The organism is Micromonospora violae, assembly GCF_004217135.1.
GTDB classification, from domain to species: Bacteria; Actinomycetota; Actinomycetes; order Mycobacteriales; family Micromonosporaceae; genus Micromonospora; species Micromonospora violae.
Genome location: NZ_SHKK01000001.1, coordinates 3,160,874 through 3,184,512 on the forward strand (window position 1 = coordinate 3,160,874; position 23,639 = coordinate 3,184,512).

Consider the following 23,639-nt stretch of genomic DNA (forward strand, 5'->3'; position numbering starts at 1 on the left):
CGTTCGATGCGTAGGATCTCCGGCGATCAGGGGGGATGAATGATGGGCGATTTTCATCAGTTCGTGAAGGATGTGACTTCGCGGCTGTCGACGATGTCCAGTGGTGAGTTGTACGCCGTCGGCGACGGTCTCGACCGGGACTCGCTCTGGCTCACCTTCCTCGATTCCTTCCCTGCCGGAACCAATCTGCGGTTCCGTGAGCGATCCCAGTACGACTGCTCGACCTGCCGCGGCTTCATCAAGCACTTCGGCAACGTCGTCGAGATCCACAATGGTCGGGTCCGCACCGTCTGGTCCGGGGTGTCGCCATCCGACCCGGTCTTCTCCGTCGTCGCTGCCGCTCTGGACGAGTTCGTTCTCTCGCTGCCGTTGTCCACCATCTTTCGGTCCACTCAGGCGCAGTACGGGACGAAGACCACCCGAACGCTGCGCGACGGGCAGGTCGAGGTGTGGCAGCACCTGCACGGTCGGGTGGAGGAGCGGCATCGCACCGAGGACGTCGGCGCGGCACAGGGCAGATTTGACGCTGCGGTACAGGTCTTCCAGCGTGGCCTGGCCGAGCTGACCCGGCACGCTCTGGACACCGTCGTCGGCCTCGTCGACGACAATGCCCTCTACCGTGGCGCTGAGCATCGCCAGGCGGTGACCGAGTTCCGCTCGCTGCAGAACCGGTGGACCCAGGCGACCGACCGACGTGCCTTCGTCTTCGCCAACGCCATGAGCCCTGCGGCCCGGTTGCGCAACACGGTGATCGGCACCCTCGTCCAGGATCTCTCCGTGGGCGTCGACCTGGAACAGGCGGTCCGGTCGTTCGAGGCGAAGGTGGCGCCGCAGAATTACCAGCGCCCCACGGCGTTGATCACCCCGGGCATGGTCAAGGCCGCCATGCGGACCATTGCCGACCTGGGCATCGAGGAGTCGTTGCAGCGAAGGTTCGCCCGGCTGTCCGACGTGTCGGTCACCAACGTGCTGTGGGTCGACAACGACGCCCAGGCACGGATGAAGGACGGCATCGAAGGGCTGCTCATGCAGGCGGCCACGACCCGGTCGTCAGGTGCGCTCCTTCGCGACGCCAAGCCGGAGGAGGTTCCCGTGGTCTCCTTCATGAAGGACATCCTGCCCGGTGCCGCCAGCATCGACCTGTGGGTCGCCAACACCCACGAGCCGCACCTCGTCAGCCTCACCACCGGCCGGCACCCGGCTGCTCCGCGCTTGTTCAAGTGGGACAACGACTTCGGCTGGTCGTACGGCGGCAACGTCACCGACTCGATCAGGGAGAAGGTCAAGCGGGCCGGCGGCAACGTCACCGGCAAGCTGCGGGTGAGCCTGTCCTGGTTCAACCACGACGACCTGGACCTGCATGTGTACGAACCCAACGGCGACCACATCTGGTACCAGGAGAAGCGCAACAAGCTGGACGTCGACATGAACGCCGGCGGGACGCTCTCCCGCGAGCCCGTGGAGAACGTCACCTGGACCGACCGTGTCCCCGACGGTGAGTACCGGATCGAGGTGAACCAGTACCGCAAGCGGGACAGCACCCAGGTCGGCTTCGTGATCGAGACCGAGAGCAACGGGAAGATCGAGCATTACAGCCACGAGCGCGCGGTCGGCCACAAGGAGACCGTCGAGGTGGGCCGGATGACGGTTGCCGGCGGGATGATCACCGCTTTCCGGCCGGGTAAGGACGTGCAGCCGGGCAGTGCGGGCAAGGAGTTGTGGGGCATCACCACCGAACAGTTCGTAGCGGTGTCCACCATCATGTACTCGCCGAACTACTTCGACGACAACGAGGTCGGCAACCGGCACTACCTCTTCATGCTGAAGGGGTGCGTGAACGACCAGCCGACGCGGGGAATCTACAACGAGTTCCTCCGCAGCGACCTGCAACCGCACCGCAAGGTGTTCGAGGTTCTCGGCGACCGTACCAAGTGCGAGCCGTCTCCGGATCAGCTCTCCGGCCTCGGCTTCAGCTCCACGGTCCGCAGCTCAGTGGTCGCCAAGGTGACCATGACAGGCGGCCGGCGCCGCCTCATCAGCATTCAGTTCTGATTCCCTGTCCAGCTATCCCAGAGAGGCGACTGTGACCATTTTCGAGAGGGCCACACGGGAGAAGTTCCGCTATCCGTCGGCCAAGGGACTGCTGACCACGGAACAGCTGTGGGAGCTTCCGCTGACCGCCAGGTCCGGCTTCAGCCTCGATGATGTGGCCAAGGCGGTCAACGCCGAACTCAAGGCCGTCGACACTGAGTCGTTCGTGTCCACCGAGGCAAATCCGGCCAAGGCAACCTTGGAGACCAAGCTGGAGGTCGTCAAGCACGTCATAGCCGTCCGCCTCACCGAGGACCAGGCGGCGAAGGCCGCGGCGGCCAAGAAGCTGGAGAAGGAGAAGCTGCTGGCGGTCCTGGGCCGCAAGCAGGACGCGGCCCTGGAAAACCTGACCGAGGCGGACCTGTTGGCCCGAATCAACAACCTGTAGCCAGTCGCCACGCAGGGCCTGTGCGGCCAGGCCGGGGCTCAGCCAGTCGGGAGGCTGGAGACCTCTTCGGGCTCGCCGAAGAGGTCTCCAGCCTGAAGGGCCTCAAGGTCCAGCTCTGCTTCACGCCGACCTACGCGTCCTGGGCCGACCCGATCGAGGCCCACTTCGGGCCGCTACGCACGTTCGTGATCGCCGGATCCGACCACCGAAACCTCGTCACACTTGGCCGTCACCTGCACCGATACCTGCGCTGGCGCAAGGCCAACGCCCGCCACCCCGACGTCCTGGCCGCTCATCGCCGCGAACGCGCACGCGTGCGCAGCGAACGACGACACCGCCGGGGCCACCCCGCAGCCAAGGCCGCCTAACCAACCCGGCGAACGTTTGTGGTCCGGGCACTAGATGGGTCCTGCACCCCTGGGCGGGCGCTCACCGAGCAGCTTGGTTGCCAGCACCGCAGCCTGGGTGCGGCGTTCCAGACCGAGTTTGGCGAGCAGGCTGGACACGTAGTTCTTGACGGTCTTCTCGGCGAGGAACATCCGGCCGGCGATTTCCCGGTTGGTCAGGCCCTCGGCCACGTACTGCAAGATCCGGCGTTCCTGGTCGGTCAGACCGGCGAGTTCGCGCGGCTGCTCGACGCCGTTGCGAATGCGCTCCAGGACTCGCTGGGTGACCGCGGGGTCGAGCAGTGACTGCCCGGCCGCCACCCGGCGTACCGCGTCGACCAGGTCGGTGCCCTTGATCTGCTTGAGCACATATCCTGCGGCGCCAGCCATGATCGCCGCGAACAACGCCTCGTCGTCCTCGTACGAGGTCAGGATCAGCCCTTTGATCGTCGAATCCACAGCCCGCACGTCGCGGCACACGTCGATGCCGTTGCCGTCCGGCAGCCGGGCGTCGAGCACCGCGACGTCGGGCCGCAGCGCTGGGATCCGGCTGGTCGCCTCCTGCGCCAGACCGGACTCGCCGACCACCTCGATGTCACCGGCCGCCTGCAGCAGGTCAACCAGGCCGCGACGGACGACCTCGTGGTCGTCGAGCAGAAAGACACGGATCATGCGTCCTTCCTACCCTGCCGTGCGCCTTGACACCAACGGCGGCGTCCTTCCCCGCCCAGGCCGGGAGACCGCCCGGTAACGCGCCGAGGCGGAAGTCAGCACCTGGTGCGGTGGCCGTCGGTGGGTCACGTCATCGAGCCCTTCCGCGGGCACCGGAAATAGCGTTCGGGATGGGGCCGAGCACCCGGCCGATGCGCTCACCGAGGCGGCCGCCGGAGCGCAACTGGTGGTGGTCGGCAGCCGCGGGCGTGGTGCTCTCCGCGGGATGCTGCTGGGCTCGGTCAGCCAGCACCTGCTGCACCGGTCGCCGTGCACGGTGGCGGTGGTCCGGGAGATTCCGCAGGCCTGAACCGCGGCTGTGAACGCTGGACCGCCTCAGCCGGCCGGGGCGGTCCAGCCGTCTGCATCGATGGCCACCAGTGCGTGTGTGAGCGACAGTGTCGCCGGTGACCGCCGACAGGCCGACGCCACCCAGGTCCGATCCCACGGGCATCGCAGAGAGTTGCGGCCGATACGGCAGAGGCCGTCGACGCAGGACGATGACGCCACCGACGGCCACCCGGTACGGGCGCGGGCCGGTGGTCCCGTCCTCGCGGGCCCATCGGCCGTGCCACTACCGATCGACGGATACCTACGTTCGAGAGGACGGACCGACGGAGGGCAGAAGCATGATCGAGACCTTGGTTGAGAACGGTCTCAAGGCATTGGCCGACTACGACTCCTACGACCAGGAACAGGTCGACGAGATCGTGAAGAAGGCGTCGGTGGCCGCGCTCAGCCGGCACGCCGAGCTCGCGGTGCTGGCGGTCGAGGAGACCGGCCGCGGCGTGTTCGAGGACAAGGCGGTGAAGAACATCTTCGCTTGTGAACACGTCACCAACCACATGGCCGACGTCCGCACCGTCGGGGTGATCGCCCGCGATGACATCACCGGGATCACCCAGATCGCCGAGCCGGTCGGGGTGGTGGCCGCGGTGACACCGGTGACCAACCCGACCTCGACCACCATCTTCAAGGCGCTGCTGGCCCTCAAGACCCGCAACCCGGTGATCTTCGCCTTTCACCCGGCGGCGCAACGCTGCAGCCAGGAGGCCGCCCGCACAGTCCGCGACGCCGCCGTCGCCGCCGGAGCGCCGGAGCACTGCGTCCAGTGGATCGAGCAACCGTCGGTGGCCGCGACGAGCGAACTGATGCAGCATCGCGGTGTCTCGGTGGTCCTGGCGACCGGCGGCAACGCCATGGTCCGGGCCGCCTACTCCACCGGCAAACCGGCGCTCGGCGTCGGCCCCGGCAACGTCCCGGCGTACCTTGAGGCTTCGGCCGACGTGGCCCGCGCGGTCAACGACGTGGTGCTGTCCAAGTCATTCGACAACGGCATGATCTGCGCCTCCGAGCAGGCCGTCATCGTCGACGACGCGATCCGGCCCGCCGCCCTCGCCGAGTTCCAGCGACTACACGCCCACGTCGCGACGCCGGAGGAGAAGTCGCTGCTGGAGACGCTGCTCTTCGGCTCCGGAAAACTCAACCCGGACGTGGTCGGGCAGTCAGCGACCTGGATTGCCCAACACGCCGGTTTCCCGGTCGCCCCGGACACCTCGATCATCCTGGCCCCGGTCGCCCGCGTCGGCCCGGCCGAGCCGCTGACCAGGGAGAAGCTCTGCCCGGTGCTCGCCCTCCTGCCGGCCACCGGTCACGACCAGGCCTTCGCCTACGCCGAGCAGATGGTCGAGTTCGACGGTCTGGGCCACAGCGCCGTCATCCACACGCGGGACGCCGATCTGGCCGAGGCGTACGGTCGTCGGGTCAAGGCCGTCCGGATCATCTGGAACGCGCCGGCCTCGCAGGGCGGCATCGGCGACATGTACAACGCCTTCCTGCCGTCGCTGACGCTGGGCTGCGGCAGCTACGGTCACAACTCGGTGTCGCACAACGTCACCGCCGTCGACCTGATCAACATCAAGCGGGTCGCCCGGCGTACGAACAATCTGCAGTGGTTCAAGGTTCCGCCGAAGATCTACTTCGAGCCGAACGCGATCCGTTACCTCGCCGACATGCCCGACGTGCACCGGGTCACGATGGTCACCGACCACACCATGACCAAGTTGGGGTACGTGGACCGCGTGCTGTCCGTGCTGCACCGCCGCCGCGAGCAGGTGGCTCTGCAGATCATCGACGACGTCGAGCCGGAGCCCAGCGTGGGCACCGTCGACCGTGGCGCCGAATTGATGCGTTCGTTTCGGCCGGACACCATAATCGCCCTCGGCGGGGGTTCGGCGATGGACGCCGCCAAGGTGATGTGGCTGCGCTACGAGCACCCCGAGGTGGTCTTCGCCGATCTACGGGAAAAGTTCTTCGACATCCGCAAACGCGCGTTCAAGTTCCCCACCCTCGGCACGCTGGCCCAACTCGTGTGCATCCCGACCACCTCCGGCACCGGGGCCGAGGTCACCCCGTTCGCCGTCATCACCGACACCGCGTCCGGCAAGAAGTACCCGCTCGCCGACTACGCCCTCACGCCGAGTGTGGCGATCGTCGACCCGGTGCTGGCCGCCGACCTGCCGGCGGTGGTCACCGCGGACAGCGGCTTCGACGCGCTCACCCACGCGATCGAGTCCTACGTGTCCGTCTACGCCAGCGACTTCACCGACGGCCTGGCCCTGCACGCCATCCGGCTCATCTTCGGCAACCTCGCCCGCGCTGTGCGGCACGGCGCTGCGGACCCGCAGGCTCGCGACAAGATGCACAATGCCGGGACGATCGCCGGTATGGCGTTCGGCAGCGCCTTCCTCGGCATCGTGCACGCCATGTCGCGCACCCTGGGCGCCACCTTCCACATCGCACACGGGCGCACCAACGCGATTCTGCTTCCGCACGTCATCCGCTACAACGGGGCCGTGCCGAGCAAACTCACCGGCTGGCCCAGGTACGAGAGCTACCGGGCGCCGCAACGCTTCGCCGACATCGCCCGCACCCTCGGGCTGCCCACGGCGACGGACGCCGAAGCGGTCGAAGCTCTGGCCACGGCGATCGAGAAGCTGCGGGACGAGGTCGGTATCGAACCCTCGTTCGCGGCTGTCGGCGTGGACGAGCGGGCCTTCCTCACGGCGCTGCCGCAGCAGGCGCTCAACGCGTACGAGGACCAGTGCGCGCCCGCGAATCCCCGGATGCCGATGCTCGCCGACATGCAGGAACTGATACGCGCCGCGTACTACCAACCAGCGACCGCCGGCTGACCGAGCCGGCGGAAGGTGCCGCTTTCGCTCAGAGAGGAAACGCCATGACGGCAACAGTGCTCCCACTGCCCGGGCGGTGGCTCACGTGGGGAGCCACCGCAGGCGAGGTGGCGGCCACGCTGCCCGGCGACGATCTCCTCGCCGACCCGGACATCGTCTCCACCCGGGCAGTCACCATCGACGCGCCACCCGACAACGTGCTCGCCCGGTGCGTGGCGGCGGCGACGCTCGCCCCTTCGCTGCACAACAGCCAGCCATGGCGTTTCCGGGTCACCGGCCGGGAAGTGCGGGTGTACGCGGACCACAGCCGCCGACTCGACGCGCTGGACCCGTCCGGTCGCGAACTCCTGATCAGTGTCGGTGCGGCCCTGTTCACCTTGCGGCTGGCTCTGCGGGCGCAGGGATGGCGGACGACCTACCTCCTCTTTCCGGAACCGGACTCGCCCGACCTGGTGGCCCGGGTGCTGCTCGACCGCGAAGCCGCACCGCCGGAAACCGTGACGACGCTGGCCGAAGCGATCGCCCGGCGGCACACCAACCGGTGGCCGTTCGCCGACTCGGCCGTGCCCGCCGACGCGGTCGAGGAGCTGACCCTGGCCGCCCGGGACCAGGGAACGGCACTCACGATCGCCGGTCCGGTCACCCGTAACGCCATCCTGGGACTCGGGCACCAGGCCGAGCGCCGGCTGCGCGCGAGCGGCCGCTACCGCGGCGAGCTGGGCCGCTGGACGAGGCCCGCGCCGGGCCGCCACGACGGCGTCCCCGCGGCCGCCATCGGACCGGGGGACGCCCTCGACCGGATGCCGATCCGGGACTTCGGCCTCGTCCATCCGCAACCCTGGCGGACAAGTGAGCTCTTCGAGGCACACCCGACCATCGCGGTGCTCGCGACGCTCGGTGACGGCCCGAACGACTGGGTCCGCGCCGGTCAGGCGTTGCAGCACGTCCTGCTGGCGGCCACCCGGCTGCGGTTGGCCACCACACCCATCAGCCAACCGCTCGAGGTTCCGTCGGTGCGCGACCTGCTCACCGACACCGCAGCCGGCCGTTGGGCGCAGATGATCATCCGGATCGGATACGGACCGCAGGCCGCGGTGACACCTCGCCGGCCGCTCTCCGAGGTACTGGAGAGGAACGACCAGTGATCTTTTCACGAGCATGGCGCAGCCGGATGTACCCGGGCGGTCGCCCCGGTCGCCTCGCGCGGGTACTCAACCGGATCGCCGCCGCCCAGCACAGCAGCGGATTCCTGGCGCCGTCAACCTGGGTGACTCTGGAAGTGGTCGGCCGCAGGAGCGGGCGGACAGTGGCCTTCCCGTTGGTGATGACCATTCATGACGGGCGGCGCTACCTGGTCTCGATGCTCGGGCGGCGCGCCAACTGGGTAGCCAACGTCCGGGCCGCCGGCGGTGCGGCCACCCTGCGCTGTGGCCGGCGCGAGCCGGTCCGGCTGGTCGAGATCGACGTGGCGCAACGAGCGCCGATCCTGCGCGAATATCTCGCGAAGGCGCCCGGTGCCCGGCCGCATTTCCCGATCGATCGACATTCTTCACTAGCGCAGTTCGCTGCGATAGCGTCGGAGTACCCGATATTCCTGATCACACCGGTGGGGCCCTGAGGTCCCGGAGTTGGGGGCCGGTAGTCCTTTTACGGACGGCTTCCGGCCCTGGGTGGCCGGCCTCGGCTGGGCCTAGCGTAAGTCCGACAAGCCAAGATCTGTGAAAGGAACCACGTGACCGCGGTCGTATCCGAATCCCGTACGCTCGCCGAACTCGACGACACCGAGCTCGCCGGTCTGGACGCGTGGTGGCGGGCGAACAACTACCTGACCATCGGGCAGATCTACCTGCAGGGCAACCCGCTGCTGCGCGAACCCCTGTCGGCTGAGCACATCAAGCCACGCCTGCTCGGTCACTGGGGAACCAGCCCCGGCCTGTCGCTGATCTACGCGCACGTCTCCCGGTTGATCCGGCACACCGGTCAGCAGGCGATCTACCTGGCCGGTCCGGGTCACGGCGGTCCGGCACTGGTGGCCGCCGGTTACCTGGAAGGCACCTACAGCGAGATCTACCCGGACGTCAGCCAGGATGAGGCCGGGATGCTGCGCCTGTTCCGGCAGTTCTCCAGCCCGGGCGGCGTCCCGTCGCACGTGTCGGTGACCACCCCCGGCTCCATCCACGAAGGCGGCGAGCTGGGCTACGTCCTGGTCCACGCGTTCGGCGCGGTCATGGACAACCCGGACCTGCTGGCCATCGCGGTGGTGGGCGACGGTGAGGCCGAGACCGGGCCCCTTGAGGGCTCCTGGAAGGGCGTGTCCTTCCTCAATCCCGAGCGCGACGGCGCGGTTCTGCCGATCCTGCACCTCAACGACGCGAAGATCTCTGGTCCCACCGTGCTGGGGCGCAAGGATCCCGAGGAGGTACGCGCCCTGCTGCGCGGCCACGGCTACGACGTCATCGAGGTCGAGGGCTCCGACCTGCCCGGCATGCACCACCGCTTCGCCGCCGCCCTGGTCACTGCCTGGACGAGGATCCGCGACATCCAGAACGCCGCCCGTGACGGTTCCTGGGACGGCACCCGCCCGGTCTGGCCGCTGATCGTCCTGCGGTCGCCGAAGGGCTGGACCGGGCCGGACTCCGTCGACGGGATCACCGTCACCGGGACGTGGCGGTCACACCAGGTGCCGCTGTCCGGCGTCAAAGACAACCCGGAGCACCTCGCACTGCTCGAGCGCTGGCTCAAGTCGTACCGTCCGGAGGAGCTGTTCGATTCCGCCGGCGCGCCCGTGGCGTTGATCCGGGACCAGGCTCCCGACGGTGACCTACGGATGAGCGCCAGCCCGCACGCCAACGGCGGCGTGCTGACCCGGGATCTGGACCTGCCGGACTTCCGTACCTACGCGGTCGACGTGCCCCGGCCCGCGCAGCAGCGGACCGAGTCGACACGCAAGCTGGGCGAGATGATGCGCGACATCTACACCCGCAACGCCGACCGGTTCCGGTTGTTCTGCCCAGACGAGACCAACAGCAACCGGCTCGGTTCCGTCTTCGAGGTCTCTGACCGCGCCTTCATGGAACGAGTGACGCCAGAAGATGTGGCGATCAGCCGCGACGGCCGCGTCATGGAGGTGCTCAGCGAGCACAACTGCCACGGCTGGCTGGAGGGATACAACCTGACCGGCCGGCACGGCATGTTCGCCACCTACGAGGCATTTGCCATGGTCAGCGCCTCGCAGACCGTGCAGCACGGCAAGTGGTTGCAGGAGGCCAAGCACCTGCCGTGGCGCGAGAAGGTGCCCAGCCTCAATGTGCTGCTCACTTCGACGGCGTGGCGCAACGACCACAACGGCTTCTCCCACCAGGGGCCGGGCCTGATCCAGGTGGTGCTGACCCAACGCGGCGACGTCGCCCGGGTCTACCTGCCGCCGGACGCCAACACCCTGCTGTCGGTGGCCGACCACTGCTTCCGGTCGCGGTCGTACATCAACCTGATCGTGATCGACAAGCAGCCGCAACTGCAGTACCTCTCCATGGACGAGGCGATCGAGCACTGCGCCCGCGGCGCGGGCGTCTGGGACTGGGCCGGCACCGACGACGGCACCAGCGACCCCGACATCGTCCTCGCCTGCGCCGGCGACGTCGTCACCATGGAGACGGTCGCGGCGGCACGGATCCTGCGCGACCGGCTGCCCGGCTTCAAGGTCCGTGTGGTCAACGTGGTCGACCTGATGGCTCTGGCCCGGCCCAAGGACCACCCACACGGCATGGGCGAGACCTTGTTCACCGAACTGTTCACCGACACCGTCGACGTGGTGTTCTCCTTCCACGGCTACCCCGGCGCGATCCACCAGCTCGTGCACGGCCGCCCCGATGCGGACCGGTTCCGCGTCCGCGGCTTTATCGAGCAGGGCACGACCACCACTCCGTTCGACATGACGGTGCGCAACAGGGCGTCGCGGTACCACCTGGTGATGGACGCCATCAACAACGCCAAGCACCTCCCACGCGGCGCTGCGGACCTCAAGGCGTGGTGCCAGAGTCAGCTCGACCGCCACGAGACGTACGTGGTGGAGCACCTGGAGGACATGCCCGAGGTCCGCGACTGGGCCCTCGGCGACTGGGCCGCACGCGGCTGAGCTTCACCGAGACGGTGGCGCCGGCCGGCCGGCGCCACCGTCTCCATCATCGCTTCGGACGACAGCCGATCCGTCACCTCATGTCGCGGCGGCGACCCGGAGCACCGGACTGCTTCCCCACCGGTGCCGGTGGCAGCCGGATTGCGCAGCTCAGAGCCGCAAACCCCGTTACCCGAGCGCGTCCCGCCGCGGCCCGTCGATGCGGGACCTCCGACCCTACGACGAGCTGCGCCGACCGGTCTACAAAGGAGGCGAGGGGAAGGGGTGCCAAGGGCCATGACCAGATACGTGTACGACTTCACGGACGGCAACAAGGACCTCAAGGACCTGCTCGGCGGCAAGGGCGCCAACCTGGCCGAGATGACCCTGATGGGCCTGCCGGTGCCGCCAGGGTTCACCGTCACCACCGAGGCGTGCCGCGCCTACCTGCGCACCGGCACGATGCCCGCGGGCCTGCTCACCGAGGTCGAGCACCACCTACGGCAGATGCAGAATCGGATGGGCAAGACCTTCGGCGACCCCAGAGATCCGCTGTTGCTGTCGGTGCGCTCCGGTGCCAAGTTCTCGATGCCAGGGATGATGGAGACGATCCTCGACATCGGCCTGAACGACGCGAGTGTCGTCGGCCTCGGCCAGCAGAGCGCGGATGAGCGGTTCGCCTGGGACTCGTACCGGCGCTTGATCCAGATGTTCGGTAAGACGGTTTTCGACGTTCCAGGCGAAGCTTTCGAGGAGGAACTGACGGCCGCGCGGTCGATCGCGGGCGTCGGGACGGACCCGGAACTCGACACGGCTCAACTGCAGGACCTGGTACACGCGTACAAAAAGGTGTTCCACGAGCACACCGGTCGAGCCTTTCCGCAGGCACCGCACGAACAGCTGTTCCTGGCGATCGGCGCGGTGTTCCGCTCGTGGAACGCCGAACGCGCCGTCCTGTATCGCCGGCAGGAGCGCATCCCGCAGGACCTGGGCACGGCGGTCAACATCATGGCGATGGTCTTCGGCAACCAGGGGACGAACTCCGGCACCGGGGTCGCCTTCACCCGGGACCCGGCCACCGGCCGGCGCGGCGTCTACGGCGACTATCTGCGCAACGCCCAAGGAGAGGACGTGGTCGCCGGGATCCGCAACACCGTGCCGCTGGCCGAGCTCGCCGCCGTCGATCCAGCCAGCTATCGGCAGCTACTGTTGATCATGCAGCGGCTCGAACAGCGTTACCGCGACCTGTGCGACATCGAGTTCACCATCGAGAATGGCACGTTGTGGATGCTGCAGACCCGGGTCGGCAAGCGCACGCCAGCCGCCGCGTTCATCATCGCCGCCCAGTTGGTCGACGAGGGCTGCATCACCCTGGACGAGGCATTGCAGCGGGTCACCGGCGAGCAACTGGCCCAGCTGATGTTTCCCAACTTCGACACCACCGCCGCTCCCCCGCCCCTGACCACCGGCGTGCCGGCCTCTCCGGGCGCGGCCGTCGGCGCGATCGTCTTCGACTCCGCCTCCGCGGTGGCGGCGACCGAGCCGGTCATCCTGGTGCGCCGGGAGACCACCCCCGACGACCTGCCCGGCATGATCGCTGCTCAGGGCATCCTGACCTCGCGCGGTGGCAAGACGTCGCACGCTGCGGTGGTCGCACGCGGCATGGGCAAGACGTGCGTCTGCGGAGTCGAGGAACTGCGCGTCGACGGCGACTCGGTCACCGTGGCGGGCCGCACCCTGCACGCTGGTGACGTCATCTCGATCGACGGCACCACCGGAAAGGTCTACCCCGGGTCGGTCGCCGTGCGGCCCTCCGCGGTGGTGCGGTACTTCGAGGGCGAACTGACGGCGCACGACGACCCGCTGCTCTCCGCGATGGAGCGGCTGATGATCCACGCGGATCACCAGGCCCGGCTTGAGGTGCACGCCAACGCCGACACCGGCGCCGACGCCGCCCGTGCCCGCCGCTTCGGCGCCACCGGAGTCGGCCTGTGCCGCACCGAGCACATGTTCCTCGGCGAGCGCCGCCGGCTGGTCGAGCGGCTGATCCTGGCCGAGGACGACGCCGCGCGCGCCAGCGCCCTCCAGGCGCTGCTGCCCTTGCAACGGGCCGACTTCGAGGAGTTGTTCGACGCGATGGACGGGCTGCCGGTGACCGTGCGGCTCATCGACCCGCCGCTGCACGAGTTCCTGCCCCCGTTGCAGGAGCTGACCGCCCGGGTGGCCCGCGCGGACGCGCTCGGCGTGGACCCGGGCCATGACGGTGCGCTGCTGACGGCGGTGCGGCGGATGCACGAGCAGAACCCGATGCTCGGGCTGCGCGGCGTACGCCTGGGCCTGGTGATCCCCGGTCTGTTCGCCATGCAGGTCCGCGCGATCGCGCAGGCCGCGGCCGCCCGGGTCGCCGCCGGCGGCGACCCGCGGCCGGAGATCATGGTTCCGCTGGTCGGAGCGGTTCAAGAACTCGAGACGGTACGCGCGGAAGCGGAGTCGGTGCTGGCGAGCGTGCCCGGCGCTCCGCCGATCCGGCTCGGCACCATGATCGAGGTGCCCCGGGCCGCACTGACCGCCGGGCAGATCGCCACCGTCGCCGAGTTCTTCTCGTTCGGCACCAACGACCTGACCCAGATGACGTGGGGCTTCTCCCGCGACGACGTGGAAGGCGCGTTCTTCGGCCGGTACCTCGAGCTGGGCATCTTCTCGATCTCACCCTTCGAGAGCATCGACCGCGACGGCGTGGGCGAGCTGGTCCGCGCCGCCGTCCAGCGGGGCCGAGCCGTCCGGCCCGATCTCACCGTCGGGGTCTGCGGTGAGCACGGTGGCGATCCGGCCTCTGTGCGATTCTTCCACGACGCCGGCTTGGACTACGTCTCCTGCTCGCCGTTCCGGGTACCGATCGCCCGGCTCGAGGCCGGTCGTGCCGCGAGCGCGGTGGCCGGCTCGGACAGCCGCTAGACGACGACGGTGACACCGGTGCGCCGTGGCGATCGGGAGATCGGCGCCTACATCGACGGACGCTTCGTGCCGGCCGTGGATGCCACCACGTAGACCACCCACAGGGCCGACGAGATCGCGCCCACACCCGGAGGTCCCGGACGGTCCCGACCCGTCCGGGACCTCTGGCCCTTAAACCACAGGTTGTCACTCGGCGAGGCTGGAGGAGACGAAGGAGGGACCATGGCCACCACATCCCACGAAGCCTGGCGCGGGTTCCACGGCACCGGCTGGCGCGAGACGATCGACGTCGGCGCGTTCATCCACGACAACTTCGAGCCGTACACCGGCGGGCCGGAGTTCCTGGCCGGGCCGACGCACCGTACCGAGCGGATCTGGCGGCAACTGCGGCACATGTTCGTCGAGGAGTGCCGTCGCGGGGTCTACGACGTGGATGCCCACACCCCATCCACGATCACCGCGCACGAGCCGGGCTACCTCGACCAGGACGATGAGCTCATCGTGGGCCTGCAGACCAGCGCGCCGCTGCGCCGCGCGATCATGCCGAACGGTGGGCTGCGGATGGTGGAGGCCGGTCTCGAGGCGTACGGCTTCACCCTCGACCCGGCCGTGCAAGCGATCTTCAGCCGGTACCGCAAGACGCACAACGACGGGGTCTTCGACGCTTATCCGGCCGACGTGAAGGCCGCCCGCCGCTCGCACATCATCACCGGGCTGCCGGACGCGTACGGCAGGGGCCGGATCATCGGCGACTACCGGCGCGTCGCGCTGTACGGGGTGGACCACCTGATCGCCGAGCGCCAGGCGGTCAAGGCGTCGCTCGACGCTCATCTGTCGTCGGAGGACGTGATCCGCGACCGTGAGGAGCTGGCCGAGCAGATTCGGGCGCTGGAGGAGCTGCGACTCATGGCCAGCCGGTACGGTCGCGACATCTCGGGCCCGGCGAGCACGGGCCGCGAGGCGATCCAGTGGCTGTACTTCGCCTACCTGGCGGCCACCAAGGAGCAGAACGGCGCGGCGATGTCGCTGGGCCGGACCGCCACGTTCGTCGACGTCTACCTGCAGCGCGACATCGTCGAGGGCCGGCTCACCGAGCGGGAGGCGCAGGAGCTGGTCGACGACTTCGTCATCAAGCTGCGGATCATCCGGTTCCTGCGCACGCCCGAGTACGACCAGCTGTTCTCCGGCGACCCGACCTGGGTGACCGAGGCGCTCGGCGGGATCGGCTGCGACGGCCGACCGATGGTCACCCGCACGAGCTTCCGCTACCTGCAGACCCTGTACAACCTGGGTCCGGCCCCGGAGCCGAACCTGACCGTTTTGTGGTCGCCGGCGCTGCCCGAGGGGTTCAAGCGGTTCTGCGCCCAGGTCTCGATCGACACGAGCGCCATCCAGTACGAGAACGACGACCTGATCCGGCCTGCGTACAGCGACGACACCGCCATCGCCTGCTGTGTGTCCGCCATGCGGGTGGGCAAGGACATGCAGTTCTTCGGCGCGCGCGCCAACCTCGCCAAGGCCCTGTTGTACGCGATCAATGGCGGCCGCGACGAGATGACCGGCGAGCGGGTCTTCGTCGCCGAGCCGATCACCGACGACGTGCTCGACTACGACGAGGTCCTGGCCGCGTACGACCGGACTCTGGACTGGCTGGCCGAGACCTACGTCGACGCGCTCAACGTCATCCACTACATGCACGACAAGTACGCCTACGAGCGCATCGAGATGGCCCTGCACGACTACCCGGTGCACCGCTTCCTCGCCACCGGCATCGCGGGCCTGTCGGTCGCCGTGGACAGCCTGAGCGCCATCAGGCACGCCCACGTCAAGGTCCTGCGCGACGAGAACGGTCTGGCCGTCGACTACGCCGTGGACGGCGACTTCCCTGCCTTCGGCAACAACGACGACCGCGTCGACGCGATCGCCGTCGATCTGGTCGAACGATTCATGGCCAAGATCCGGCGCCAGCCCACCTACCGGGGTGCCGAGCCGTCGCTCTCGATTCTCACGATCACCTCGAACGTGGTCTACGGCACGCACACCGGCAACACGCCCGATGGGCGGCGCGCGGGTGAGCCGTTCGCGCCGGGCGCGAACCCGATGAACGGCCGCGACAGGCACGGCATGGTCGCCGCCGCGCTGTCGGTCGCCAAGCTGCCGTACCGCCGCGCGCGCGACGGGATCTCGCTGACGATCACCGTCGCTCCGGACGGCCTCGGCCACGCCCGCGACGAACGGATCACCAACCTCGCCGGAGTGCTCGACGGCTACACCGACAGCGGCGGCTTCCACATGAACGTCAACGTGCTGAACCGGGCGACGCTCGAAGACGCCATGGTCCACCCGGAGAAGTACCCGCAGCTGACCATCCGGGTCTCCGGGTACGCGGTGAACTTCGTCAAGCTCACTCCCGATCAGCAGCGCGACGTCATCTCCCGGACCTTCCACGGATCGCTGTGATGACCACCGTCACGGCGCAGGTGACCGGCTCGCTCCACTCCTTCGACATCTCCACTCGGAGTGGACGGGCCGGGCACCCGGTTCGTCGCGTTCCTGGCCGGCTGCCCGCTGCGCTGCCTCTACTGCCACAGCCCCGACACCCAGTACCGCCGTTTCGGCCGACCCACCTCTGTCAACGACCTGCTCACCGAGATCCGCCGCTACGAACGCTTCCTGAAGGTGGCCCACGGCGGCGTCACCCTCAGCGGCGGCGAACCGCTGCAACAGCCCGCCTTCACCCGCGAGGTGCTGCGCCAGTGCAAAGAGATGCGGCTGCACACCGCCCTGGACACCAGCGGTCTGCTCGGCGACCGCACCGACGACGCACTGCTCGACGCCACCGACCTGGTACTACTCGACATCAAGTCCGGCGACCCGGCCACCTACCGGGCCGTGACCCGCACCGGGAGGCTGACGCCGACCGTGCGGTTCGCGCACCGCCTGGCCGACCGTGGCATGCCGATCTGGGTCCGAGGAAGACCGTCGCGTCGCGACGACGTACCCCCTGACCGTGGCAACCGAGGCAGCGTGCCCGGTTGTCGTCGTTCCCCTCGACCAACGCGAAGGAGACCCGCTATGAACGGTTACCGCGACGCGGACCTGCAAGCGGCCGCCGAGGCCGGCATCCGCGCGCCGTCGATGCACAACAGCCAGCCGTGGCTGTTCCGACTGCGTGACGGCACCATCGAGGTCGTCGCCGACCGGGACCGGCAGCTCGCCGTCGCAGACCGGTCCGGCTGGGCGATCCGCCTGGCATGCGGCGCCGCCACCTACAACGCCCGCCTCGCCCTCGCCATGCGTAGCCGGCCCGCCGAGGTGCACACGCGCCCCCACTCCGTCGAATCCGCCGTGATCGCCCGACTCATCCCCGGCCCGGAAAGGCCACCGACCTACACCGAGCAGGATCTGTACGCTGCCATCGGCCGCCGGCACAGCAACCGGGCGCCGTTTCGGCCCGATCCCGTGCCGGCCGACGCTCGCATCCGCCTCATCGACGCCGCGCGCAGCGAATCCGCGTGGCTCGACCTGCTGGTCGGCATGACCGCCCTGGCCGGCTTCGCTGAGATCGCCGGCAGCGCCGACCGGGTGCTGCGCCGCGACGCCCGGTACCAGGCCGAGCTGATCAGCTGGATCCAGGCCGACGACGCGTCCGACGGCGTTCCGGTAGGCGCTGGCGCACCCCTGCCCGAGCCGCACGACCTGCTGCCGCAACGGGCTTTCGGCAACCGGCGCCGCGCGCCCGGCCGTGAGCACGAACCCGAACCGCTGCTCGGCGTCCTCGGCGTGGCCGGCGACGGGCCGGCGGACCAGATCAACGCCGGCCAGGCCCTGCAGAAGGTCCTGCTCACCGCGACCGACGCCGGCCTGGCCACCTCAATGATCTCCCAACCGATCGAGGTACCGGCCGCCCGCGACCAGCTACGGCGCTCCCTCGGCCGGACCGGATACCCGCAGCTCGCCCTGCGCATCGGCTACGGCACGCCCGGACGACCCACCCCGCGACGGGACGTCGCCGACGTCGTCGTCCGTCAGAGCTGACGGACCGGCGGCGGTATTCGAACGGCACCGGGTCCAGCCCGCAGATTTCGTCGAGCACAGTGCGACTGATGCACCGGCCGCGGTGGACCCTGGGGGTCCCGTTGCAGCGGGAGGACCACCGGCCCCGCCGTAGCCAGCAGCGCGGCACCCCATCGCGGTAACCGGGCGGTGCTCCTCAGCCATCCGAAACAGCGTTCAGACTGTCGCGGCGCGTGCACCGTTCCCCGGACCCTTGGACCCGGTTATGGCGGATGTGTCGATGGCATCGAGCACGCTGCGGACATGCGCCCGCGACGATGTGGCGACCGTGTCCGCGGCAACGCCCATTCGTGGGATCAGGATGGTCGGGCTCGTCCTGCGCAGACCCGCCCGGGCCTCCCGGGCATTGCAGAGGAGCTCGGCGAAGCTGCCGCTCAGCCCGATTCCGGCCACCATGAGGCGACCGCGCCGCAGGGCGCGTCCGACGGCGTACTCCATATCGGAGTCATTGACGACCACGCGTTCGACAGCCACGTCGGGAAAGCGTGCCGTCCAGTCGTCTAACGACTCGGCCAGCGCCTTTTCCGCAGCCGCACGTTCCTCGACGTACGCTCCTGGGCGAACAGCGGGCGGAACTCCGTCTACGGCGCCGGGCCTCGTCCACATGTGCATCGCCACCAGTGGTGCGCCCACCAGGGCGGCCCGCGCGAAGGCGTATCCGAGCGTGGCGTTGCCCTCCGGCCGGGCCGAGACCGCCACCACGACCGGCCCCTGGGACGGGGCCGCGCCGCCGTGGATCATCAGCGGACAAGCGGTGTGGTGTGCCAGGTACGCGGTCGTCGAGCCCCACGTCGGCCGCGCATACGACTCATCTCGGTGCCCGAGCACGAGCAGGCGGGCGGACCAGGACGCCTCGGTCAGCACGAAGGCGGCACCGCCGTCGAAGAGGTAGCTCGTGACCGGTATGTCTGCCCGCAGCAACCGCGCCCGGCGCGCCGACAAGTCGAGCAGCCGTTGCGCGTCGGCCCGTGACGCCACGGCCCCACGTCCGCGATAGGCGCCGGTGTACCGGCCGGGCCAGACATGCACGATGAGCAGCGGGGCTCGGTACAGGGCCGCCTCGGCGGCCGCGAGATCAACCAGAGCCGGCCCGATGCGCGAGCCGTTCACGGCGACCACGACCGGCGGGTTCCGAGGATTCGACACGTCGCTACGCATGACAGCACGGTAGGCCCACGGCACCGGCCGGTGGCACGGTCTCCGGGCACCATCGGCCGGGCTGTTGGTCCCGGTCGGCCGCCGGCCACGTCGCGCTCCACCGTCGATGAATACGCCGCCCGGCGCACAGCAGGACGGGACCTTCGTCCCGTTCACATCAGGTAGATGGGCTCGGGATGCGCGCCCTGAACCGGTGCATTCTCGAGGCACAGACATCGATGAAGGAGGGCACCATGAGGACCATCGGCTGGGGCACCGCCACTCAACTGGAGCACGTCGAGGCCCCCGGCGCCATGCTCCCGAAGACCGCGGCCCGAGCGCTGGCCGTGCTGCGCATCGCCACGGGCTTCGTCTTCCTGTGGGCGTTCTTCGACAAGCTGTTCGGGTGGGGCTTCGCCACCACCACGGAACGGGCCTGGATCAACGGCGGCTCGCCCACCAAGGGCTTCCTGTCCGGCGTCGAGGTCGGCCCCGGCTGGCTGCAGACCTTCTTCCACGGCATCGCCGGCGACGCCTGGGCCAACTGCGCGTTCATGCTCGGCCTGCTCGCCATCGGCCTCGCCTTCACGTTGGGCATCGGCATGCGCCTCGCTGCCGGCGGCGGCGCGCTCATGATGCTGCTCATGTGGGCCGCCGAGTGGCCGCTCGACAAGACCACCAGCGGTGGCGAACCCAGCGGGTCGACCAACCCGATCGTGGATTACCACATCATCTACGGCCTCGCCGGCATCGTCCTGGCGCTGACCTATGCCGGCCAAACCTGGGGACTAGGCAGGTGGTGGGCCTCCTTGCCCATCGTCCAGAAGAACCGCTGGCTCATCTGACGCCAGGCGCAGTTGTGAACGCCACACCACGTCCGGCCACGCCCCCGCGGCCGGACGTGGCCGTCCGGCCGGTTCCGTGGTCCGCGCTAGTCTCAGCGTCATGGTGGACCATCCATCGGCGGAAGACCGGATCGAACGGCCGTCGCTCGGGCTCAGCCCGCTCTCCCGTGTCCGGCTCGACGAACTCTTGCAGGAGATGCTCGACCGGGTCGGCGAGGTGATGACGAGCCGGGAGCGCCTGCGATCGCTGCTCGACGCTGTCGTGGGCATCGGCACGAATCTGGACCTGCGCAGCACCCTGCAGCGCATCGTGGGGGCAGCGTGCGCACTCGCCGGCGCCCGTTACGGCGCGCTCGGCGTACTCGGCGCCGATCGCACCGACCTGAGCGATTTCATCACCCACGGCATCGACCCGGCGGTGCACGCCGGGATCGGTGACCTGCCGCACGGCCGCGGAATCCTCGGCCTGCTGATCACCGACCCACGCCCGGTGCGGCTGCCCGACATCACCAAGCACCCCGACTCGTACGGCTTCCCGCCGCACCACCCCCCGATGCACAGCTTCCTCGGCGTGCCGGTTCGCACCCGCGACCAAATCTTCGGCAACCTCTACCTCGCCGAGAAACAGGGCGCCGACGAGTTCAGCCAGGACGACGAGGAGATCGTCGTCGCGCTGGCCGCGGCAGCCGGAGTGGCCATCGACAACGCCCGGCTCTACGAACTGGCCCAGCGCCGCGAACGCTGGCTCGCCGCCACCGCTGAGATCACCAGCGTGCTCCTCGGCACCGTCCAGCGCACCGAGGCGCTACGGCTGATTGCCCGGCGCGCCCGTGAGGTGTCCGGCTCCCAGCTCGTCATGGTCATGCTCTACGACGAGATCAACGCCAGATACTCAATCGAGGTGGCCGACGGCGCCGATCCGTCGTACGGCCAACTCGCTGGCAAGCTCGTTCCCGTGGAGCCGGCCACCGCCGCAGCGTTCGGGAAGGAGAAGTTCCGGGCCGTGGAAAACCTTCGTGCCGCCATCGAGTGGCCGTGGCCGGTGCCGGACGGTCCGGCAATGGCCGTCCCGCTCGCCGGCCCGGACACCCTGCACGGCGTGCTCATCGTGGCTCAACCACCCGGGCAATCATCCGGCGACGAGGACGCCGCACAGCTGTCGACCTTCGCTGGGCAGGCGGCCCTGGCCCTCGAACGGGTCCGGGCTCAGGAGGAACGTCAGCAGCTCGTGTTACTCGAGGACCGGGAGCGCATCGCCCGGGACCTGCACGACGTGGTCATTCAGCGGCTGTTCGCCACCGGCATGCAGCTACAGGGCGCTGTGCACCAGGCCGTCAGGCCGGAGGTAGCCAAGCGCATCAACGCCGCCGTCGACGACCTCGACGCCACCATCCGGGACATCCGCCGCTCAATCTTCGAACTTCGCACCCCGACCGGCCCGTCCCTGCGCGCCGAAGTGAACGAGGCGGTGGCCACGGCAGCCGAGACGCTCGGATTCCGGCCCGTCCTGGACACCTCCGGACCGGTGGACAGCGCCATTCCCGACGACATCAAGCCCGAACTGATCGCCGTACTCCGCGAAGCCCTGTCGAACATCGCCCGGCACGCCGAAGCCACCAATGCCCGGGTCTCGTTGCGGGCCGCTGACGGCGAAGTCGTCATGTGCATCGAGGACGACGGCAAAGGCTTCGACCCGACCCTCGCCCGCGGCGGTGTCGTCAACATGGGCGAACGAGCCCAAGATCTGGGCGGCAGCTTCGAGGTAAGCGCCGCACGCGAAGGTACCGGGACAACATTGACCTGGCGGGTCCCGACCGGCGGTTGAGAACGGTTACCCCATCCGGGCGATCGCCGGAGGGCGGCACGCAGCCGACGCCGCCTCGTCGGCCGGACCAGCCTCCAGTCCGCCGGCCCGCTGGTGGCTCCGCTGCCGGCCCGCTGGTGGCTCCGCTGCCGGCCGCGGCCGTGGTGACCACGATTCTGGGCGACCTGCCCGACATCGCCGCCCTCAATCAGCTCGTCACACCCACGGCGCGCATCGTGCGGGACGTCATCCTGTGATCCTTCCGGCCGCTTCGGACGCCCCGCACCCGAGGCTCGGCGAACGTCCATTCCAGCCGGTGGCTGATGCGGCCACTCATAAAGCCTTCTCAACTCAGGTCCCCAAGGACACTCCGGCTTGTCCGTGCTGCCCCGGGTCGGTGGTGCCGGGGGCCGACAACAGAAGGATTCGACGACGTCGGGCCGCCCAGCGCCACCAGGTTGCTGTACCGCATACCTATCAAACGCCATCTCGCCGAACGGAGTGCCGCCGTGTCCGGGAACGCGCAACCGCTGCCGTGACACCCTCGCACCTCGGCCGAGCGGTCAGGACTTTGGTCCCGTGCGAGTCGGGTGGTTCGACCCGGGCGGCGAAGCGTCGACCGGAGCAGAGTCAGGGGCGGAAGAAACAATGGAGGAGGAACGATGACCACCATCGACCGTCGCCACGCGGCGCACCTCGAACACGTCGAGGCGCCCGGGGCCATGCTCACCAAGACCGCCGCCCGGGCCCTCGCCGTGCTGCGAATCTCCACCGGGTTCGTCTTCCTGTGGGCGTTCCTGGACAAGACCTTCGGCTTTGGCTACGCGACGCCTGCGGCGAAGTCGTGGGTCAACGGTGGGTCACCGACCAAGGGTTTCCTGGCCAATGTCGAGGTGGGACCGCTGCAGGGCTTCTTCCACAGCATCGCCGGCGACGCCTGGGCCAACTGGGCGTTCATGCTCGGCCTGCTCGGTATCGGCCTCGCGCTCCTCCTCGGCATCGGTATGCGCCTGGCCGCGGCGGCGGCCGGCGTCATGATGGCCATGATGTGGGCAGCTGAATGGCCGCTCGCCCAGCACACCAGCGCAGGCAAGCCGAGCGGCTCCACCAACCCGGTCACCGACTACCACTTCGTCTACGCGATCGGTGCCGTCGTGCTGGCCCTGACCTACGCCGGGCACACCTGGGGCCTGGGTCGGCAGTGGGCCAAGCTGCCCTTCGTGCAGAAGAACCGCTGGCTGATCTGACCGAAGCGATCACAAATGCCCGGCCGGTGCACCGGCCGGGCATGGTCGTGTCCAGGGCTCAGCCGCAGTTGCCCCAGCTGTACCGGCCGGCGATTTGCCAACTGGTGAAGTACATGACCTCGCCGCGGTACATCACGCACTTGTCGACGGCGGAGCGCTGGATGGCGGCGTAGTACTTGTAGTTCCCGGAGTCCTCCACCCAGGAACCGCCCTCCACCCGGATGCCCGCCGCCAGCCCGGTCGTCGAGCCGAGGGCCACCCGCTTGAGGGTGACGACGCAGTTGTAGCCGGTCGCGCCGTTGTACAACAGGTAGACGTCGCCCACCTTCGTGCCGTCGGAGGCGTTGATCGACCGGTGGCCGTCACTCGCGTACGCCCACGAGCCACCGAAGTCGTTGTTGCACGCCTGCGCCGCGGTGAACGGGTTCGTCGCCGCCCGGGCGGGCGAGGCGAGCCCCACCGCCGCGACGGTAGCGGCAACGATCGAGACGGCCAGTCGTCGCGCTGATCCGCGCACCCGTACCTCCAATTGCTCTGGCGCGCGGAGACCGCGCGCACGGGCCGCCATCATCCCACAATGGACGAATCCCAAGATCGCCGGATCCGCACGGCGTCCTGACGACGGCTCGCGCTACGACCCCGCCCCCGCAGTACACGGGACGCCGGCCCGGCATGACACCCGGTCGGCAC

The 23,639-nt window shown here is 69.1% G+C and carries 15 protein-coding genes and 2 pseudogenes; 14 read left to right on the forward strand and 3 right to left on the reverse strand.

The window, feature by feature from the left end:
- Window positions 1-42: 42 nt before the first annotated feature.
- The 3 genes and pseudogenes from EV382_RS14030 to EV382_RS14040 all read left to right on the forward strand — a co-directional run.
- Window positions 43-2,052 (forward strand): hypothetical protein, encoded by a 2,010-nt coding sequence (locus EV382_RS14030; RefSeq protein WP_130402163.1) that lies wholly within the window; start codon window positions 43-45, stop codon window positions 2,050-2,052.
- 31 nt (window positions 2,053-2,083) lie between these two features.
- A complete protein-coding gene (locus EV382_RS14035; protein ID WP_130402165.1) occupies window positions 2,084-2,479 on the forward strand; it encodes a hypothetical protein in 396 nt (131 codons plus the stop codon).
- Between the two features lie 104 nt (window positions 2,480-2,583).
- Window positions 2,584-2,847: pseudogene (locus EV382_RS14040) on the forward strand (IS630 family transposase); the annotation flags it as partial.
- Window positions 2,848-2,877: 30 nt separating this feature from the next.
- On the opposite strand, the gene EV382_RS14045 reads toward EV382_RS14040, so the two are convergent.
- Window positions 2,878-3,537, reverse strand: a complete 660-nt coding sequence (locus tag EV382_RS14045) for a response regulator (RefSeq protein WP_130402167.1) — start codon at window positions 3,535-3,537, stop codon at window positions 2,878-2,880.
- A gap of 160 nt (window positions 3,538-3,697) precedes the next feature.
- Between EV382_RS14045 and EV382_RS14050 the strand changes: the two are divergent.
- The 8 genes and pseudogenes from EV382_RS14050 to EV382_RS33965 all read left to right on the forward strand — a co-directional run.
- Window positions 3,698-3,886: pseudogene (locus tag EV382_RS14050) on the forward strand (universal stress protein); the annotation flags it as partial.
- A 319-nt stretch (window positions 3,887-4,205) separates the two neighbouring features.
- Complete coding sequence (gene adhE, locus EV382_RS14055) at window positions 4,206-6,770, forward strand: bifunctional acetaldehyde-CoA/alcohol dehydrogenase (protein ID WP_130402169.1); 2,565 nt, start codon at window positions 4,206-4,208, stop codon at window positions 6,768-6,770.
- Window positions 6,771-6,814: 44 nt separating this feature from the next.
- The gene (locus EV382_RS14060) at window positions 6,815-7,915 is read left to right on the forward strand and encodes an Acg family FMN-binding oxidoreductase (RefSeq protein ID WP_130402171.1); all 1,101 of its coding nucleotides are present in this window, start codon (window positions 6,815-6,817) and stop codon (window positions 7,913-7,915) included.
- Window positions 7,916-7,941: 26 nt separating this feature from the next.
- Complete coding sequence (locus EV382_RS14065; protein ID WP_130402173.1) at window positions 7,942-8,388, forward strand: nitroreductase/quinone reductase family protein; 447 nt, start codon at window positions 7,942-7,944, stop codon at window positions 8,386-8,388.
- Between the two features lie 114 nt (window positions 8,389-8,502).
- On the forward strand, window positions 8,503-10,905 hold the full coding sequence (locus tag EV382_RS14070) for a phosphoketolase family protein (RefSeq protein ID WP_130402175.1): 2,403 nt from the start codon (window positions 8,503-8,505) through the stop codon (window positions 10,903-10,905).
- A 276-nt stretch (window positions 10,906-11,181) separates the two neighbouring features.
- Window positions 11,182-13,839, forward strand: coding sequence for a pyruvate, phosphate dikinase (gene ppdK, locus EV382_RS14075; protein ID WP_130402177.1), 2,658 nt, complete (start codon window positions 11,182-11,184; stop codon window positions 13,837-13,839).
- A gap of 222 nt (window positions 13,840-14,061) precedes the next feature.
- A complete protein-coding gene (pflB, locus tag EV382_RS14080) occupies window positions 14,062-16,299 on the forward strand; it encodes a formate C-acetyltransferase (RefSeq protein ID WP_130402179.1) in 2,238 nt (745 codons plus the stop codon).
- Between the two features lie 60 nt (window positions 16,300-16,359).
- Complete coding sequence (locus EV382_RS33965) at window positions 16,360-17,877, forward strand: Acg family FMN-binding oxidoreductase (protein ID WP_425271897.1); 1,518 nt, start codon at window positions 16,360-16,362, stop codon at window positions 17,875-17,877.
- A gap of 195 nt (window positions 17,878-18,072) precedes the next feature.
- Here EV382_RS33965 and EV382_RS14095 read toward each other — a convergent pair whose 3' ends face one another.
- Window positions 18,073-19,074, reverse strand: coding sequence for a universal stress protein (locus tag EV382_RS14095; protein ID WP_165435789.1), 1,002 nt, complete (start codon window positions 19,072-19,074; stop codon window positions 18,073-18,075).
- 233 nt (window positions 19,075-19,307) lie between these two features.
- On the opposite strand from EV382_RS14095, the gene EV382_RS14100 reads away from it, so the two are divergent.
- The 3 genes from EV382_RS14100 to EV382_RS14110 all read left to right on the forward strand — a co-directional run bounded on the left by EV382_RS14100 (window position 19,308) and on the right by EV382_RS14110 (window position 22,949).
- Window positions 19,308-19,898 carry a DoxX family membrane protein gene (locus tag EV382_RS14100; protein ID WP_130402183.1) on the forward strand — a complete coding sequence of 197 codons (591 nt, stop codon included), beginning with the start codon at window positions 19,308-19,310 and terminating at the stop codon, window positions 19,896-19,898.
- A 100-nt stretch (window positions 19,899-19,998) separates the two neighbouring features.
- Entirely contained in the window at window positions 19,999-21,723 is a 1,725-nt protein-coding gene (locus EV382_RS14105) for a sensor histidine kinase (protein ID WP_244236680.1), read from the forward strand.
- A gap of 641 nt (window positions 21,724-22,364) precedes the next feature.
- The gene (locus EV382_RS14110; RefSeq protein WP_130402185.1) at window positions 22,365-22,949 is read left to right on the forward strand and encodes a DoxX family membrane protein; all 585 of its coding nucleotides are present in this window, start codon (window positions 22,365-22,367) and stop codon (window positions 22,947-22,949) included.
- A 58-nt stretch (window positions 22,950-23,007) separates the two neighbouring features.
- On the opposite strand, the gene EV382_RS14115 is transcribed toward EV382_RS14110, so the two are convergent.
- Complete coding sequence (locus EV382_RS14115; protein WP_130402187.1) at window positions 23,008-23,466, reverse strand: hypothetical protein; 459 nt, start codon at window positions 23,464-23,466, stop codon at window positions 23,008-23,010.
- Window positions 23,467-23,639: the final 173 nt, after the last annotated feature.